The 18,130-nt window shown below is 40.5% G+C and carries 10 protein-coding genes; all 10 read right to left on the bottom strand.

The features are described from left to right. Nucleotides 1–79: 79 nt before the first annotated feature. The gene (locus tag Cabys_RS16175; protein WP_006927229.1) at nt 80–1,891 is read right to left on the bottom strand and encodes a peptidylprolyl isomerase; all 1,812 of its coding nucleotides are present in this window, start codon (nt 1,889–1,891) and stop codon (nt 80–82) included. Between the two features lie 32 nt (nt 1,892–1,923). Further along, nucleotides 1,924–2,988 (bottom strand): GntR family transcriptional regulator, encoded by a 1,065-nt coding sequence (locus Cabys_RS16180; RefSeq protein WP_006927230.1) that lies wholly within the window; start codon nt 2,986–2,988, stop codon nt 1,924–1,926. Nucleotides 2,989–3,050: 62 nt separating this feature from the next. Further along, a complete protein-coding gene (locus Cabys_RS16185; RefSeq protein WP_006927231.1) occupies nt 3,051–6,068 on the bottom strand; it encodes an alpha-mannosidase in 3,018 nt (1,005 codons plus the stop codon). A 38-nt stretch (nt 6,069–6,106) separates the two neighbouring features. Then, a complete protein-coding gene (locus Cabys_RS16190; RefSeq protein ID WP_006927232.1) occupies nt 6,107–8,065 on the bottom strand; it encodes a sodium:solute symporter family transporter in 1,959 nt (652 codons plus the stop codon). 34 nt (nt 8,066–8,099) lie between these two features. Continuing rightward, nucleotides 8,100–9,683 (bottom strand): GxGYxYP domain-containing protein, encoded by a 1,584-nt coding sequence (locus Cabys_RS16195; protein ID WP_006927233.1) that lies wholly within the window; start codon nt 9,681–9,683, stop codon nt 8,100–8,102. A gap of 13 nt (nt 9,684–9,696) precedes the next feature. Continuing rightward, nucleotides 9,697–11,355: a GxGYxYP domain-containing protein gene (locus tag Cabys_RS16200; RefSeq protein ID WP_150109233.1), complete on the bottom strand. Its 1,659-nt coding sequence runs from the start codon at nt 11,353–11,355 to the stop codon at nt 9,697–9,699. 80 nt (nt 11,356–11,435) lie between these two features. Beyond that, nucleotides 11,436–12,554: an ROK family protein gene (locus Cabys_RS16205; protein ID WP_006927235.1), complete on the bottom strand. Its 1,119-nt coding sequence runs from the start codon at nt 12,552–12,554 to the stop codon at nt 11,436–11,438. A 28-nt stretch (nt 12,555–12,582) separates the two neighbouring features. After that, nucleotides 12,583–13,728 (bottom strand): MFS transporter, encoded by a 1,146-nt coding sequence (locus Cabys_RS16210; protein WP_006927236.1) that lies wholly within the window; start codon nt 13,726–13,728, stop codon nt 12,583–12,585. Between the two features lie 31 nt (nt 13,729–13,759). Then, a complete protein-coding gene (locus Cabys_RS16215) occupies nt 13,760–16,063 on the bottom strand; it encodes a GH92 family glycosyl hydrolase (protein ID WP_006927237.1) in 2,304 nt (767 codons plus the stop codon). A 45-nt stretch (nt 16,064–16,108) separates the two neighbouring features. Beyond that, entirely contained in the window at nt 16,109–18,064 is a 1,956-nt protein-coding gene (locus Cabys_RS16220) for a GxGYxYP domain-containing protein (protein WP_006927238.1), read from the bottom strand. Between the last annotated feature and the right edge of the window lie 66 nt (nt 18,065–18,130).

An 18,130-nucleotide genomic window follows, 5' to 3' on the forward strand; every position in this document is an offset into this window, starting at 1 on the left:
TTTACCGCTCATCTTTTGTAATTAGATCGGCACTGAAATCTTAGGCCGTTTTTTGCACAATTTTTAAACAAAAAATGCTTTAATGATTTTCTATTTTCCAAATCACATGATTAAATTGTTGATACCAGCGGTCCGTTATGCCCCAATAAGAGGTTGCAGGTACTGCAGAGCGAACCGGAAAGTGCGATTTAAGAACAAGCATATTTCCTTTTAAAACTTTTATCCGGTTTAAGGCCTCGAAATTCACTTCGATATCATATTGTTTTATTCTATCACATAAGACCTGAGTATAAACCTGCTTTGCTTTTTGTAGCAACAGATCGGTTCGAACTCTTTCGCGCATCTCTTTAAAGGGGATGGTTCCTGCTTTTTTAATTTCAATGAGCTTAATAATTGAGTACCTGTTTTCATCCAATTTTAACGGTCCAAAAAGCTCACCTGGCGATAAAGAGAAGGCGATTTTACCTATTTTCCCCCATGAATTCCGGGTAATATAAAAACCCTGTTCAAGATTTTTCTTAGCAATCTGTCGGATAGAATATTTTTGGGCCAGGGCCGCCATATCCTGCCCGGCATTAATTCTTTTAATTAACCTTTCGGCCAGAGCTCTATTATCCACCAGAATCTCAAGAATTTTACGAAGCTCCGGCTTTTGATACCGATCTTTATTTGCCTCATAGAACTTCACCATATCTTCTTCTGAGATTCGGATGGTATCCAGTATGCTTTGTTGATACAACTTAGCTAAAAGATTCGCCTTCCACATTTCTGTTTGTTTTTTTACGTAATCTGTATTTTGCAGCCCCATCTTATAGCCTTCTTCAATAACAGTTTCAATAATAACCATTTTCCGGATCACCTCTGGAAAAGCACGTTTAAATTCATCCGCCGATTGATAATTCAATAAATAGGGCCCAAGTGAAAGTTTTTCCCAGAACTCACCAATAGTCCAGATATCCCCATTATCAAAATGGATAAACGGTTTATCAAAAAACTTCTCCAGATCGTTAATCACATTGCCCAGTTCCATATTAATCATTTCTGGTGATTGCAACGGATGCTCTTTCCGGAACGGTATTACGTTGATCAATTTATTTAAAACAAACTCATACTGATCTCTTTTAATTGTAAATTTTTTGTTGCGCATTAAATTGCCGATAACCGAATCAAAAACTTTCATCTCTTTTCGCGCTTTCACACGCTTTTTTATGGAAGGCTTCCAGTAATTGTAATCATGTTTTGAAAATATTGGATGCGGTACCACCTTTTTAAGCTTAAATACATAATATTTGCCATCAACATTTATGGGATTGCTAACCTCTCCGATTTTGAGACTATATATTTCTTCTTCAACGGGCTCCCATGTTTCTGCGTATTCGATGGTCTTGGTTTTTAATGGAAGATTAAGCTCTTTTAACTCGTCTGCGTCCGAATTACTTTTAAGCTTCTGTTTGGCCAGGGCCGCCGATGTGGAGTCAGATAGAACCAGATAATCTACAACCCTTTTTTCGATAAAACGAGGGTATGCTTTCTTTAATTCACTCTCAGAAATTTTAATTTTGCTGCGAATTTCTTGTTCCATCCACCTTTCATATACTGCTTCTTTTTCAAACTCATGGATCATTTTGGCAACGCGATCCATTGTATCCAGCTTGTTTTTAACGGCCTCCATCGCCAATATTCGTTCTGCCACAAGAGCAGCAGCTAATTGTTTCTTTAGCACGGAATCTGGTAAAAATTGATTGGGATGGGGTACAAAATTCAAACGATTTTCAAATTCTGTTAGGGGGATTTTTGAATGCTCAATTTTTATTACACTATCTTTTTCTCTGCTACAATTATTTAGAATAATCATCAATAAAATCAATAGAAATATATAGCGAGGTCTCATTATTCAACCAATTTAATTTATTCTGGATTAAATTACTTTTCTAAATAATAGCTGCCGTTCTTATCCGGCAAAATTAATTTTGGACTAATCTTAATGTGCTCAACCGGCAAATCAGGATTTTTTATTCTTTTCATCAAAATTTCCACAGCCTTTTTCCCGAGTTGTTCATTGAATTGTTCAACGGTGGGATAGATCGGTCTTTCAAAACTGTTCGCATATCCAAAAATCTGTAAATTATCTGGCAAATGTTTCCCTTCCTTAAGAAGGATATCATCCAGTTCTAACAGCATTTCATCATGATTAAAACAAACGCCAATGGGTGCTTTTTTTTCGCCCAGGGCATCAAGCCTGTTTATAAATTCATCAAGCGATATTACCGTTCCAGAATTGTCGCCGTAGAAGGTTTCCATGGCCTTTTTATAGCCCTTAATTTTTTCGGCCGTTGAAGTAATTTCCAGAAAAACGGTATCCGGGTAGACAAATAGTATGTCTTCACATAAGCGATTATACTTTAAATAGGCGCAAACTTTGAACATGCCCTCTTCATTATTCACAACAACATAGTCGGTTTCAAGTTCAGGGATATAACGATCCACCAGAACAAAGGGTACTCTTTTTTCTTTTAATTCGATGATATGGGAATAATCTCTGCGGTATTGATCTTCCAGAAAGATGACCAGACCATCGACATGATTCTGAAGTAAATTGGAAATGGATTCCTTTTCTTTTTCATGGCTCATGTTCGAAATGGAGATGATCAACCCTATGTCAGATTTTTCAACAATCTCCTTAACCCCGAATAAAATGCCCATCAAAATCTTGTACTGATGAAAATCTCTTGGAAGAATAAGCGCGATCTGTAGATTCTCTCTATTCCCATTAATACGATTGACAAAGATACCTTTTCCCTGTCGTTTCGTAATTATTCCGTCCTTCTCCATTTCATTCAAGGTTCGATTTACCGTCGTATAGCTGTAGCCCATATCGCGCATAATTTCTCTGACAGTGGGCAGTTGATCATCCCTTTTCAGGTTATTCTCTTTAATATATTCGATTAATTTTCGTCTTAATTCTTCGTATTTTTTTAATGTATTCATACTTTCTCAATTAGTTCGTTCAGTTCATGTCAAAACATTTTGTAATATTAACATATTTTTTTTCATTTTTCAACATATATTTGCAGTGTATGTATCTCAAACGGTTTAAAATTTAAATTTATTTCGTTATTGTTTTTTAATTCCAGTTTTTTCTGTACTTCTTCTAACATATTCGTTAAATAAACTTCTTTGATCTTGAAGCCAAACGAAATCGTAGCCGTATTTTGCATTCCATAAGCTTCGTACAAGCGAACAATAATGGCGTTGTTATCTTCAGCCTTTTTTATTGTTTCGACGATAACATTTTCTACATTTAATTGAACAAATGACATGGACGGCGGGAGCACGCCCGAATGCTTTTCGATTTTCAAAAATTTTACCGGCATATTTAATTCGTAACCAGCCTGGATGACGCCGCCGGCAATAAAATCACCGGGGTGAGGTAATAAAGAATATGTAAATTCATGCCTGGTTCTATCTGCTTCCGGATCAGGATATTGCGGACTTCGAATTAAATTTAAATCCAGAATATTATCAAATACTTTATGCCCATATTTGGAATTATTGAGCAGAGCCACACCATAATCTTTTTGTGACAGATCAACCCACTTATGAGCGGAAATTTCAAATTTTGCAACTTCCCACGAGGTATTTTGGTGCGTTGGCCGTTTGATATAGCCAAACTGGATTTCACTGGTTGATTCCTGTGTATGAATGGTCACAGGGAAAGAGGTTCTCAACATTTTATTGCTTTCTTGCCAATCCACTTCCGTAATAAAATCTATTCTGTTGCTCCCCGCAGTAAGAACAATTGTTTGCGTCATACTTGAGTTTTTATATTTTCTTCTTTGAACAAGCACAGCCCTGGGGCCGTCTACATAAGCCTGCGCATCTTCCAGAATAAATTGTCCCATTTCCCTTTTGTGATAATCTTTAAAAAAATCCCAGGCATCGCCATCATCATAATAAATTTTTAAAACGTTTCCTTTTTCTCCCCCGGGAATTATTTCGCGATTTTCATCTTTGTCGAAAATGGAAATAATGCTTCCATCATCTGCAAATCGGACTCGCAAACAATCATTTTCAAGAAGCTCTTTACGGGCGGTTAAACCAGGAACCTCAGGGATGTCGTCTTTCCCTTCGATGACGGTATAGCCAATGGAAGGTAACTGCGTTCGATACCACTTATCCTGCACCTTAAGCCATACCTTCCTTTCCCATGAAAGTGAATTGTACACGTAAATTGGTTGCTCAAAATTCGATGAATCACAAACCGAAGCCACCGATTTTATCACATCATCCGTCATCTCTTGAGCTTGGCTTAACATTTTTTCATAGCGAGGTAATGATTCTGAGTAAACTCTGGTAATCGACGATCCGGGTAAAATATCATGAAACTGATAAAGAAGAACTTCTTTCCAGATTTTTTCAATTTTTTCCTGAGGATAAGTAAGTCCCGTAAAATTTTTGGCAAACACAGCTCCCATTTCCAGTTCGCGTAAAGCAATTTCCATAACGCGGTTGAAGCGTTTGCTGCTGCCCTGAGTAGTGTAGGTTCCTTGATGAACTCCCAGATACAATTCTCCGCTCCAGGAAGCATAATCATTTCTGTTTTCTTCAATTCGTTCTAAAAACCTGGAAACAGGCTCCTGAACAACTGGCGCCATTCCTTCTAAGTTTTTTTCCCGCGCCAGGCGTTCCAGATGTTCCATGCCTGGTCCGCCGCCCCCATCGCCGATGCCATAAACCAGTAAACAATTTTCGGAAACACCTTTGTCTAAAAATTGCCGTTCGGTTTTTAACACAGCATGAGGAGCGGCAGAGCTGTTATAGGTTCCTTCCGGCGGCATGTGCACCAATACTTCAGAACCGTCGAGTCCTTTCCATTTAAATGTGTGATGGGGATAGGTATTAAATCGATCCCAGGAAAGCTTGATTGTTAAAAAATATTCGACTCCGCATTTTTTCATTATTTGCGGCAACGCTGCGGTGTATCCAAAGGTATCAGGCAAAAACAGGTTTTTAATATCTTTACCGAACTCTTTTTGAAAGAAACGCTTTCCATAAAGAAATTGACGAACTAATGATTCTCCTCCGACTAAATTGGTATCCGACTCGACCCACATGGCCCCTAACGGTTCCCACCGCCCCTGTTTAATTTTCTCTTTTATTCTGGCATATAATGAAGGATAATACTCTTTCATCCACTCATAAAGTTGCGGCTGGCTGGCGCCAAAAATAAACTCGGGATACATATCCATCATCTTAAGAACAGTAGAAAATGTTCTTGCCCCTTTTCGGATCGTTTCCCGAATTGGCCATAGCCAGGCCAAATCAAGATGGGCATGCCCTATGGCGCTAACTAACAGCGAATAATCCCCATTCTTTTTGGCTAATTCAGGCGCCAATATGCGGCGTGCTTCTGCGGCTTCTTCTTCGGTGTATTCTTTTAAAATTAGCAGCGCATTGTACAGGCTGTTCGCGATTCGGTGATAACGGGCAGAATCCTTCGGTAGTTGTGACATCAAATCAAACAGTACGTGAAAATCGTAATAAAACGACCGCATTTCGTCGTTACATATGGCGATATTTGCTCTGGATATTTTGCCGCCATTTTGAAGGTTACCGAAGAGGTCGTTATTGCCGACATCCAGCCAAAGCGCAATCGTTTCTCCGCCCCGGGCTGGATTTTTAAAAGGCACCACCTGTTTAACGGGTTTGCCCAGGGTGGTATCAAAAACGGAACTTCCTGATGTAAGACCCAGCACGGGATTGCCATCGCTATCTACCACCATAGCTTCGCCGTTTAAATCAATTAGCAAAACGACATTTTTTCCTTTTGCCGACTCAGGGACTTTACCTTCTAACAGAAACCAAGCACAATCAAATAGGCTCCCCCATTTATCTCCAATTTTCAGGGTGCGTTCTTCCCCGCTTTTTCGATTTTCAAAAGAAACAGGCTCCCTGGTTATCCATGCTTTTATCGTTAAATCGGCAATCGAAGTATAAATATTTTTTTCTATCTGCTTTAATCCTCTAGCAAGGATCGCATTCAAATCTTTTAAATCATACAGTGCCATTTTGTCTCCTTACATTCTTTTTAAGTTCCGCTAAACCATCAATTTGTTACTTCTTTAGGCGGTAAATTTTTGTACCAAAACCTGTATAATCCGACAAGACAAATTGCAAAAATAGCAAATGTAATCATAAACGAATCATAAGTTTTAATTAAAAATTGCATTGGTAATAAAAATAGCGTTACCTGCCAGCAAAGGGCCAGGGGTAAGGCGATTATGTCGTTTTTATGTTCCCGCTCCATTTTTTTGCGAACTTCGGGATCCAGCTTATTTTTGTAAGGTTTCCAAAAACCGAAAGGTCGTGTGGTTTTATAAAAGTGTACCAGAACTTTCTCGTCCGTGGGGCTGGTTAAAAAAGTGCCGATAATAATGCCTGCCAATGAAATTAAAGAGAGAATGGTAAACTGTAGCCACTCAACTAAATCCGGGAAGAACATTCTCTGTAAAATGGCGGCAACCATGCCCACCAGTGTGCCAATGGCAAAGCCTTCGCCGTTGAAGCGCCACCAGTAAAATTTGAGAAAAGCAGGGATGGCTAAACCTCCGCCAAGCCCCATGATTATCCATCCCCACACATCATTGATGCTTCTGATGGTATAGGCTAATAAAAACCCGCAAATGACCAAAAAGATAGTAAACGCGTAAGACATATAGATTAATTCTTTTTCTTTTGCTCTGGGACGTAGATGCCGCTGATAAATATCTCGCGTAAAAAAGGCTGTTGTAGCGTTAACCGTAGAATCAAACGTGGACATGGAAGCGGCAATTAACGCAACTAATAAAAGCCCTCGAACGCCAATGGGTATATCAAATAATATTACGGCAGGAAGGATACGCTCGGGATTAACGGTGCCTTCAAAACTGAGTAAATTTAATTTTTCCTGCCAATGATCCTGGAAAAGATGTTTTAGTCCGTCAATTAGCTCCGGTGGATAATTCATAGGCCTGTTCATTATTCCTGCAATGGTATCGGCCCAGCGCTCTTTTGGTACATGCGGCAAATAAGTTTTAATTAACGTTGCCGCCTGAGATAATAGCGTTTGATCAGGAAATATATCATTTACCAGATATAATCCTAAAACCGCAAAGCCAATCATCATGGGCCATCTAAACATCATCAATACTGTCCACATAAAGGAAAGCAGGCCGGTTTCCCGCTCATTACGGGCTCCAAAATATTTGGGATCGGCGCCTGAAGCCATGCCGCCCAAAACATTGCGCAACAAATAGAAAAAGGCGAAAAGCATTAAATGGCGGTACGCTTCGTAGCCTTTGGGCATGGTTGTTTCCCATTGAAGCGCCGAGCTCATCCACTGGCTGTTTCCGGTTACTTTGTATGCCAGGGCAGCTAAAGAATCGGCATCTGTTATTTTCATTCCGGCCATTATTGAAATAAAAATAACCGCACTGATAATTATAAACGATTGAAAAACATCGGTGTAAACCACTCCGTAAAAACCGGAAGTCATGGTGTACAATGTTGCCACGCCTAACATAATTAACGAACAGACTAAGGGCGAAAACGGTAAGAACATGGATAAGAATAAGCCCACGCCTTTCACCATGTAAGCGAGCATACCGATGGTGCCGACGATTGTAGCAATAGCCGAGACCATGCGTGCGAATTGGCCTCCCCAACCTGTTCCGAACCGATATTCCATCCATTCCGCGCCAGTCATCACTTTTGAGCGGTAATGCCATTTACCCGTATAAACCAGCATAAAGGCCAGAATAAGCACCGCTCCGCCTCTGAATTCAATGTACAACCCCCGTGGGCCCAGCATGAAAAGGAAAGATACAATGAGCATGGTTCCGGCAACATCTAAAAACGACGCCATCCCCGAAAAGCCCATAGCCCACCAAGGCAACTTATGGCCACCTAAAAAATATTCTTCGATGTTTTTCGAGGCACGTTTTTGAAGGAAAATTCCCAGCCCGACAAGAATTAAAAAATAAATGGTTATAACGGTGTAATCTATTGTGTTTAGGTATTTCACCATGCCTCCCTTTCTTTATGCTCCTTCATATCAAATTTTAATTCCCTGAATACAAGTTTTTTCGAATTAAGTAAACAAATTCGTCTGGTGTAACCACCTTTACATTTTTATTGAGCAGGCTAATGCATTGGAGTACATCATCAACTCCATTTGACCACACATGAACAGGTATAAGGCTATAACCTTTTTCAGAATGAATATCCGCAGAAAAATAGTTCAACTTTTCCGCCAGGGACTCCGGCGTCTCGAACCCTTCCCACAAATTAAAGCGCCCGGTGATAACCGGCTTCCCGTTCAGCCAGTCGATTTTTCCCATTCCGCCTGAATAATTGGAAAAATAGTAGAAAAATATAGCATCGATGTTTTGCTGATCTAAAAAGGGTTTTAAATATTCAGCCGACCGAGTATTGCCAATAATATTAACGATACGCAAATCTGCTTTTTCCATAAATTGACTGGTTAACGAAGCGTATGTTACCAAATTTTTATATCGATCGGGAAATATATAGCCCAGCCCGGAAGGGCCGGCGATGAAATAGTCCCTTCCGGCATTCGTGGCGTCTGCACGGTCGTAAATGTATTTCATAACGGTCGGAGCCAGCTCGCTTAACGCAGGCGAAATGGTCCAGCCCAACTTTGCTTTTGAACGATTCGGGCTTCCGTACCAGCGTGAATTTGTGGTAAAATCATTCAAAAGCCATTGAATGTTATCTCCGTCGGTCATAACAAAACAAACCGTATGTACATTTTCAGTTATTTGCGTGTCCGGAGTTGCGGTTTGTTGTTTAAGGCTTACGCTAAAATTGGTTAAAGTAGAAAGATTCTTTGCCCAGTCGGCCGGATGAACCGGAATGGAATTCGCAGAGCTATGATAAATCAATTGAAATTCATCGCTGCCCCATCCTAATAAAGGAGTATTAGGTTGCATAAAAGCGAATATCTTCTGCGTTAATTCTGAAGTCAGCGGGCTATAAAACGTGATCATTTTTCCGAATACGGCATAATCGGCTAAAAAGGCAAAACGATCTTCTTTCTGGTAACACAGTATTCTATTATTGATGCTATCCGCATAATGGGTAAAAAACCAGGCGTCATCCGTATTTCTCACATCTTTTAGCAAGGGAATTCCCATAGCTTCAAGAATCGGTATGTTCTCGGCGGTAACAGCCACTGCCTTTGTTATGCCACATAATGAAATAGCCGTATTCACCGTTTGATCGTTAACATTACAAACAATATATCCTGCAATATCATTTTTAAAATGAGACAGCAATGCCTCAAAATTCGCTTGCAACGAGTAGTCCACTTCTACTCCGTAATTGTTTTTCAGGTCTTCAAGCCACTGCGCATCACCATCGTTAGCCAGGCGATAGATTTGCGGCTTTCTTTGGGCCAACACTCCCTGCAAAGTTTCTATGGTTAACAATTGAGCAGGCGAAAAATTATGATCATTAATAATAAATAGCTTATCTGGCCTGCTTGAAGCCGGATACGGGCTTAGCGCCAGACGCTCCGGCTGAGCAGAAGTCGTATCGCCGGCTGACACCGAACTGTTTTTTTCCTGACAGCTATATCCCAATAATGTCAAAAGGCTAAAAATAATCGATACTAAACGAATCATTTTGGCTATTTTCCTATTGTTTCTTGTATTGGATCAGGCAATCCATGAACTGATACGGCCCGACGACTTCAAACTCGCCACTACTTTGAAGGTTTTTTATGGTTTCAAAAACCGCATCAAAATTGTTATCCCAGGCATGGACGTAAACCATGACAAAAGGATATTTTTGGGCGGCAATTTTTATTTCATTCGTTAAATCATTCGCCGTTTGTTTACTGGCCCGCACCGCTTCTACAATGTACCCCATGTCATGTGTATCGGTTGAAAAAACATGACTACGTCCGGGTGGATAATACGCATGGTCCGGTTCGACCATGAACACACCTTTGATATCCGAATTTTCCGCAAATTTTTGATAGGTGGTTGACTCCTTTCCGCGACTATCAATGGTAACCATACAACTCATGTCCATATTTTTCATCGCTTCAGCCGTCAAATCGATAAAAGCCAATAGATTTGCTTCATCCAGCGAAGACGGATGTACATAGGCGTAACCGCTGGGGCCGGTTATAAAGGTGTCGTTAAAACCGGATTCTGCCGCGCTGTTATAATAATACCAGGCAATAAAAGGCGCGTAATGCACCAACGTAGGCGCCAGTGTCCATCCCAGAGGATACTTTCCGCGTTTGCTGTGTTCCCATAAAACGGTGCGCATGTGGTTGAAATCGTATTGTAAATTATCTCCGTCCGAAACAATAAAGCAGGCGTATTTTTTGCCTTTTTCATAGATTCCGCTTTGCTCTTCCTGCTCTAATTTGGTAGGCGGCTGAAACAGACCGTGAAATGAAAGATTGTTGGCAAAATCTGCCGGCAGCAGAAAGTCGTTGTTTTCACTCAACAAGGTTACCAGAGCTTTTTCCACGGTCACATTGTCCTGACCGGGCTGGGTAGCATAGCTGGCGTCTGCCCATCCCAGCACCTGAATTTCTGGAGGATATTTTAATAATATCTGTTTTAGCAAATTGATTTCGTCCGTATTATTCAACGGATCCAGATTGATGGCAAAAAGCTTTTTAAAAATGATAAAATCTTTTAAATCCGGAATGTCATCGCGCAAATAGACCAAGCGGGTCATATCGCAACCCGCTAGCAGGCGTTCTAAAGCCCAGGCATATCCTTCCGCCTTTCCTGAAATATTTTGTACCTGACCGGAGTCAATAGTAGGGTAATACCATTTGTCCTGAGTAAAATCCATTAATAGCTTTTTATTAATATGTAATTGATCTGCCAATTGAGGCGTAAGGATAAGCGCATTGAATTGTGCGGCATAAGTAAAAGCTATGGTTAATGTCCAGGGCCTTGCGGTATCCCACAATACATAACCATCAGCATACGCATCTGCATCATAAATTAACGACACTATGGTTTTTAATTCCGAGCTGAGGGGATAATTATCTTTATAATCCTCATACCATTTATAATCGCTTGTGCGGATAAATGTGTAAATCATAGGCAATTCCTTATTGCCTTCTTCTATTTTCCGGTTAAATAAGCCCTGAAGACTTTTAACCAACATCTGCTCGCCAATATCCAGATCTTTAAGAGATATATGATAAACCTTCATGGACGAACCAGATTGATTCATGTCTTTTTCGCATCCCCACATTCCGAGCAATAGTAAATTGATAAAAATCAAACTTAACCAGACAAATTTTAACTTTACTTTCATCATAGTCCACCTTTTATTTATGTTTTAACTTATTATTTCATCCATTTCTTTGATTATCCATTAATTTTACACATGAATTCTTTTTAATTCCGTTTGCTCTTAGAATCAAGTTCGTTTAAAGCATAGGCATAAGCTCCTAAAGCTATTGCTCTGCTCGTACCTATTTTTGAAATTCCAACACCTAATCTTGGAAGGGCATCATAAATAATTTTTTTATTTGTTTTAGGAATTGTTATTTCCTTTTTCTCACCCTGTAAAAATTTATCTAAGTCTTTATTGTTTTCTAAATTAAACACAATGGGAACTAACCGCCGGTATTCGTTTCCCTGAAAATTTCGATACTTTCCGTTCATCTCATCGATCATTTTTTGCAAGAACAATGGATGCGCGCCGGATAACCCGCCGCCAATAACAGCCAGGCCATCAATAAGCGTTAATACATTGGCAATAGCATCTCCAAGCGCCTCGGCCATGGTCTGAAAAGCTTCGATGGCTGCTTCCTTGTTGCCAGGTCGTTTTCCCATTCCAATTTCAAATATTTCTTTTGGCGAGGGAGATTCTTCGAATAGAATGTTTGTCAACTGAGCGTAAACTCCGCGTATGGCGCGGATACTTACGCTTTCTTCCACATTCATAGTAGGATGCAGTTTGTTTCGCAAAAGCCATACTTCTCCCGCGCCGGAATTGTCGCCAATAAATAATTCTCCTTTACGCACAATGCCCGCGCCAAATCCTGTTCCTAAGGTAAAACCAACTAAATTCTGAAAACGCTTTGGGCTGCCAGCTATTTTTAGAAGATTATTAATGTATGGTAAATATCCGGCCAGAGCTTCGCCAAAGGCATACAAATCTCCGTCATTGTTAATAAAAACAGGTAATTGAAAAATTTCTTCCAGCATTGGCCCCAGCGCCACTCCGCCCCGAAAAGCCGGTAAATTAACCAGATCGCCAATAATTCCGTCCGGATAATCCGCCGGCCCAGGGAAAGCGAAAGAAATGGCTACTGCAGGTTCGGGCAGTTGCTTTTTAACCCTGGTAAATCCATCTATAATAGTTTGCAAACACAACTCTAAATCGTGCGCATTCGAAGGGAGCCGGATAGGATCAATTATTTCCTGGTTTTTTTGAATGGCAGAAAACACGAAATTTGTTCCGCCGGCATCCAGGGTCATTACAATACGTTCATCCTGTTCATAGCCCATTTTTACCAGTCTCCTTAATTTCATACAATCAGGCGTTTTTCAAGTTAATCAAAGCCGTCCAGGCAACATAAACAATAGCGGCCATGGGAACCAAAAAACCCATCAAAGTGGAAGATGTTAAATCGGAAATCATCCCCATTATTGGTGGAATAATCGCTCCGCCTACAATGGCTGTAATCATTAAACCCGAAAGTTCGTTTGTTTTTTCGGGCATATGCTCAATGGTAATGGAAAAGACCAACGGGAAGATATTAGCAAAAGTTAATCCTATAAAAATCACGGCAATAATGGCTATGGTTGCGCTACCCAAATAAAGCCCTAAAATTGATACTATAGAAAGAATTGAGGTAACAACAAAAAACGTTTTAGCTTTTACCCAGGTCAAGATCACACCGCCCAAAAATCGCCCAACCATTAATGCCGTAAAAAACAACCCCGTTCCCAGCAGGCCCAATTTTTGAATATTAATACCAAATTGTTCTTTTAAATAAAGAGGTATTCCAGAGCTCATGCACACTTCCGCTCCTACGTAAACAAAAATAGCCATGACCATCATTAGGACATATTTGTTCTTAAGAAGAGCCAGGCAAGAACGAAAAGACGCCGGTTCCGATTTTTCGTATTTTTTTTCCTCTACCTTTAATGTACTCACAGAAATAATGGTCAATAAAACAATTACCCCGTAAATAGGAAAAACAATTTTCCAATCGGCATGCCAGTACCTTACCGCCAAAACAGGCAAAACAGGTCCGCTTAATGAACCAATGGCCTTAACAAACTGACCAAGACTGAGATTACGGGCGTATTTCCCTTCGGCGGAAACATCGCGCATGATGGGGTTGCCGGCAACTTGCATAATCGTAGCCCCGGCGCCTAAGAATAAAACGGACAACAGTAATATTACAAACGAACTTAAAGTAAATGTTGGTAAAATCATTCCCAGAAAAGCGATAGAAAGTCCAAGCAAAAGAATAAACTTTTTACCTTTTTTATCCTGATAAATGCCAATGGGAAGCGAAAGGATTCCAAACATGATGAATCCCATAAAAGTCAACGTAAAGGCCACCGTGTTACTTAAGGCAAATGATTCTTTAGCAAGCCCTACCAAAGGCCCTACCACGTCTCCGAATCCCATGACTAAAAAAGCCAAAAAAATTGGAAGCGTCCGGCGCATTATTTATCTCCTTTTCTCATTTTATTTCCATCTATTGCTTTTGCAAAAACGCTTTTAATTCATCTACAGAAAGCTTAATATCCACTGACGAATGAGGTAAATCGTCTTTATGAACGCCCCAATATTTGTTGGGCTTATCGCCCATTTTAAAGGTTAACGTACCCCCGTTTAAGATATCGTCATGCGTTATATATGTTTTGGAATAGGATAAATCATCTTTTTTAACGGATTGTATGTAAAGGTTATCTTTGCCGTTGTTTTCGGTTTTTATGGTAAATTGCCGTCCGTTTTCAAGATAAATCGTTACTTTATCAAAAATAGGACTGCCGAAAACATATTCTTTTAGCCCGGGGCAAACCGGGTAAAAGCCCATTGCGCTAAAGATATACCAGGCCGACATCTGTCCGCAATCTTCGTTACCGCACAGGCCGTCCGGGTTTGCCGTGTAAAGACTATCCACAATGGTCCTGACAATGCGCTGTGTTTTCCAGGGCTTTCCGGCATAATTGTATAGATAGGCGATATGATGGCTTGGCTCATTGCCCTGAGCATATTGACCCAACAATCCTGTAATATCCGGAAGACTCGGGTTTTCAGGCGGTTCCTGATAGAAAAGAGAATCTAACTTTTTAACAAATGGCTCTGCTCCGCCAAAGAGTTCGATAAAATTTTCCAGATCCTGTGGGGCAAAAAAGGTATATTGCCAGGAATTTCCTTCGGTAAAATCTTCACCGCCCTTAGTATGAATTGCAGCCGGATCAAAAGGGATACGCCATTGTCCGTTCGAATCTTTTCCTCGCATAAAACCGATTTCAGCATCAAACACATTTTTATAGAACTGAGCGCGAGCATTAAAAAGTTTAAAATCTTTGTCTTTACCCAGCGCTTTAGCCATTTGAGCAATACACCAGTCGTCGTAAGCATATTCCACAGTTCTGGAAACGGATTGATGCGCTTCTTTGTCAAAAGGAATATAACCCAGCGTTTTGTAGTACTTTAACCCCCGATGGTCTTGCATGGCGCTGTGTTTCATGGCCTGGTAAGCGAGCTCCGCATCAAAATCGCGTATTCCTTTAATGTAGGCATCAACAATAACCGGTATGGCATGGTAACCGATCATGGTTCCGGTGTAATTGCCGGCTAATTCCCAGATCGGTAAAATGCCCCCTTCCTGATATTTGGCCAGCAGGGTTCTGATAAAATCGATCGTCCGTTTTTGATCGATAATGGTGAACAAAGGATGCGCCGCTCGAAACGTATCCCAGAGTGAGAAAATGGTGTAGTTTACAAAATCTTTTGCCTGATGAATTTTGCCATCCATCCCCCGATATTTTCCATCCACATCCATAAAAAGATTCGGGGCTATCATGGCGTGATACAAAGCCGTATAAAAAGTAATGCGTTGTTCTCTTGTACCGCCCTGCACTTCAATTTTATTGAAATGACGGTTCCAGGCTTCTTTGGCCCGAGTTCTGATTCGCTCAAAATCCCAATCCGGCGCTTCCTTTTTTAGATTTTTCAGAGCGCCTTCTTCGCTTACCGCAGAAATCCCCACTTTAACCAGAATAGCCTCACTTTGCCCGGTTTTGTACTTTACATAGGCCTTTATATTTTTGCCAGTAGCCGTTCTGCGAGATTTTTCTAGCTTGTTGTCAACGGCAATGCCATATTCTTCAAAGGGTCTGGAAAAAAGGGCGGCAAAATAAACTTTTTGATCTCTTGCCCATCCTTCTGAACGACGTAAGCCGGTAATTAAACTATCATTGACAAAGTTCAGTTTAGCTTCTATTACATTATCCGGCCCCAAACCGTGTAATAGATCGATTATGATTTGTGCTTCGTCGCTTGCAGAAAAGGTGTACTTATGAAAACCGACGCGTTGCGTAGCGGTTAATTCCACCTGAATCTGATAATCATCTAAAAAAACGCGATAATAGCCGGCTTCGGCCATTTCTTTTTCATGACTAAAGCGCGAGCGATAGCCGGATTGGGGATTTTCTTCCGTTCCTGGCTGAAGATGCAGTTTACCGACCGTCGGCATAAACAGGATATCGCCGTAATCAATACAGCCCGTTCCTGAAAGATGTGTATGGCTGAAACCGATTATGGTACTATCGGAATAGTGATAACCTCCGCAGGCGTCCCAACCACTTATTCTGGTATCCGGACTTAATTGCACCATACCAAAAGGGACCGTGGCGCCCGGGAAAGTATGCCCATGTCCTCCGGTTCCGATAAAAGGATTGACATATTGAGTAAAATCTTTGTTCTGATTTTGACAACCGATCAATGTGACTGTAAAAATTAAAAACAATAAACTTTTACAAATATTCATTCTTTCTTCCCCTTTATCGTTTAACAGGGCTCCACCGTCGCTTTTTTATTGAAGCAAAATCATCTTCTTTGTTTTTATTTTATTGTCAAATTTTATCTGATAAAAATAGATACCACTGCTAACTTTCCGTCCCTGATCATCCGTGCCATCCCACTTAACCTGATGTTTCCCTGTGGATTGAACATTATTAATCAATGTTTTGATTTTTTGCCCTCTGGTATTCAAAACATTCAATTCTACTTCACCCGCGGCGGGCAATGTGTAAGCAATAACCGTTTCCGGATTAAAGGGATTGGGGTAATTTTGATGTAGCGTTAAATCGGACGGCGTCAACTTGGATGAATTATCGGGTTCAATGGCTGTTCCCAGGTGATATTGCATCAGACAATCCATAAACTCAGCCGGGCCGACCACTCTGTAACTTGTATCGGCCTTAAGATCCTGATAAATCCCGTAAACAATATCCAGATTATCGAACCATACATTGAAATAAACAAAAACAAATTTATTGAAAAAGGCATTGAGTCTTATTTGATTTACCAGGTCGCTTACGGGTTGATCATCTACCCGCACCATTTCCACAATAAGCCCAAGATCATGATTACCGGACTGAAAAACATAATCATATTCAGGCAAATAGGCGTTGTGTTCTTTTTCGGTTAAAAAAACCCCTTTAGCCGAAGTATGCTCAGCAAATTTCTGATAGGTTTCCTGTTCCTTACCGGTAATATCAATTGATACGATGCACGACATATCCATCTCTTTCATGGTCATGTCGGTTTTTTGCAGAAAATCGATCAAAGCGTTGTCATCAAGAGATGACGGATACGCATAGGAAAAGCCGCTTGGCCCGGCCACAAAGGTATCGTTAAAATCATCCTGGGCTGCACTATTGTAGTAATACCAGGCAATAAACGGCGCAAACTCGTACAATCTGGGCGAAATCGTCCAACCAACAGGTACTTTGCCGCGGTAGGAATTTTCCCACATTTTGGTGCGCATATAATTCATATCATATTGCAGATTATCGCCGTCGGATGCGATAAAACAGACATACTTTTTACCTTGTTCATATTTGCCGGTTTTTTCCTGTTGCTCCAGTTTACTCGGGAAATCGAACAGGCCATGAAAAGACAAATTATTGGCATAATCCGATGGAACAAAATACATGTTATTTTCGCTCAAAATCTTAACGAACGCCCTTTCCACCGTCACCTCATCTTGTCCTGGTTCTGTAGCAAAGCTACCATCGGCCCAGCCCAGCATGGTTGCGCCCACTGGATATTGAGACAATATGGTATTTAACAGGGCGATTTCGTCTTCATTGTTCAGGGGATCGAGATTTATCGTAAAAATATTGTCAAAGAAAATCATATCTCTTAAATCCGGGATATTGTCTTTGAGCGTGATTATTTTGGTAGAGTCGCATTGCGGCAACAGATGATTCATGGCCCAGGTATATCCGTCCAGCTTTCCCGTAATAGTTTCTGCGGCACCGCTATTCATATCCGGATAATACCATTGGTCCTGAGTAAAATCCATCAACAATGTTTTTTCGGCGGCAATATTTAAATCGCTTGCCAATTGCGGGGTTAAAACCATGGCCTGATGTAACGCGGCATAGGTACAGGCAATATTAAGCGTCCAGGTGTTGCCCGGACTCCACAACACATAATTATCGATATATTGTTTACCATAACTATACAAAGTGGAAAATTGTTTTAAATTGGTTGAAAAGCCGTATTGACTTCGATAATCGACCAACCAATCCAGGTCTACATCTCTGTTTATTGTATAGACGGAATGTAAAGATTCATCGCCGTTTTTAACCTTCTGGTTTACGATGCCCTGAATACTTTTAATCAGCATTTGTTCAGGGACGCTTAAGTTGTCGATGAAAATATAGTAAACATTGGCTTTCAGCTTTATCGGCATCGTAAAGACCATGAGTAAGAATATTCCGATCAAAAATCGCTTACTTTTTTCCTCACAGTTTTTCATAAAAATTTCTCCTTATTCGCAGCTTATTTTTGTCTAAAGTCTGATTTTTATCCAACCTACGTTTAC

The organism is Caldithrix abyssi DSM 13497, assembly GCF_001886815.1.
GTDB classification, from domain to species: domain Bacteria; phylum Calditrichota; class Calditrichia; order Calditrichales; family Calditrichaceae; genus Caldithrix; species Caldithrix abyssi.

What these genes read in the sequence shown, in the direction of transcription:
- Cabys_RS16175 (WP_006927229.1), bottom strand. Translation starts at nt 1,891, where the DNA reads ATGAGACCTCGCTATATATTTCTATTGATTTTATTGATGATTATTCTA.
- Cabys_RS16180 (WP_006927230.1), bottom strand. Translation starts at nt 2,988, where the DNA reads ATGAATACATTAAAAAAATACGAAGAATTAAGACGAAAATTAATCGAA.
- Cabys_RS16185 (WP_006927231.1), bottom strand. Translation starts at nt 6,068, where the DNA reads ATGGCACTGTATGATTTAAAAGATTTGAATGCGATCCTTGCTAGAGGA.
- Cabys_RS16190 (WP_006927232.1), bottom strand. Translation starts at nt 8,065, where the DNA reads ATGGTGAAATACCTAAACACAATAGATTACACCGTTATAACCATTTAT.
- Cabys_RS16195 (WP_006927233.1), bottom strand. Translation starts at nt 9,683, where the DNA reads ATGATTCGTTTAGTATCGATTATTTTTAGCCTTTTGACATTATTGGGA.
- Cabys_RS16200 (WP_150109233.1), bottom strand. Translation starts at nt 11,355, where the DNA reads ATGATGAAAGTAAAGTTAAAATTTGTCTGGTTAAGTTTGATTTTTATC.
- Cabys_RS16205 (WP_006927235.1), bottom strand. Translation starts at nt 12,554, where the DNA reads ATGGGCTATGAACAGGATGAACGTATTGTAATGACCCTGGATGCCGGC.
- Cabys_RS16210 (WP_006927236.1), bottom strand. Translation starts at nt 13,728, where the DNA reads ATGCGCCGGACGCTTCCAATTTTTTTGGCTTTTTTAGTCATGGGATTC.
- Cabys_RS16215 (WP_006927237.1), bottom strand. Translation starts at nt 16,063, where the DNA reads ATGAATATTTGTAAAAGTTTATTGTTTTTAATTTTTACAGTCACATTG.
- Cabys_RS16220 (WP_006927238.1), bottom strand. Translation starts at nt 18,064, where the DNA reads ATGAAAAACTGTGAGGAAAAAAGTAAGCGATTTTTGATCGGAATATTC.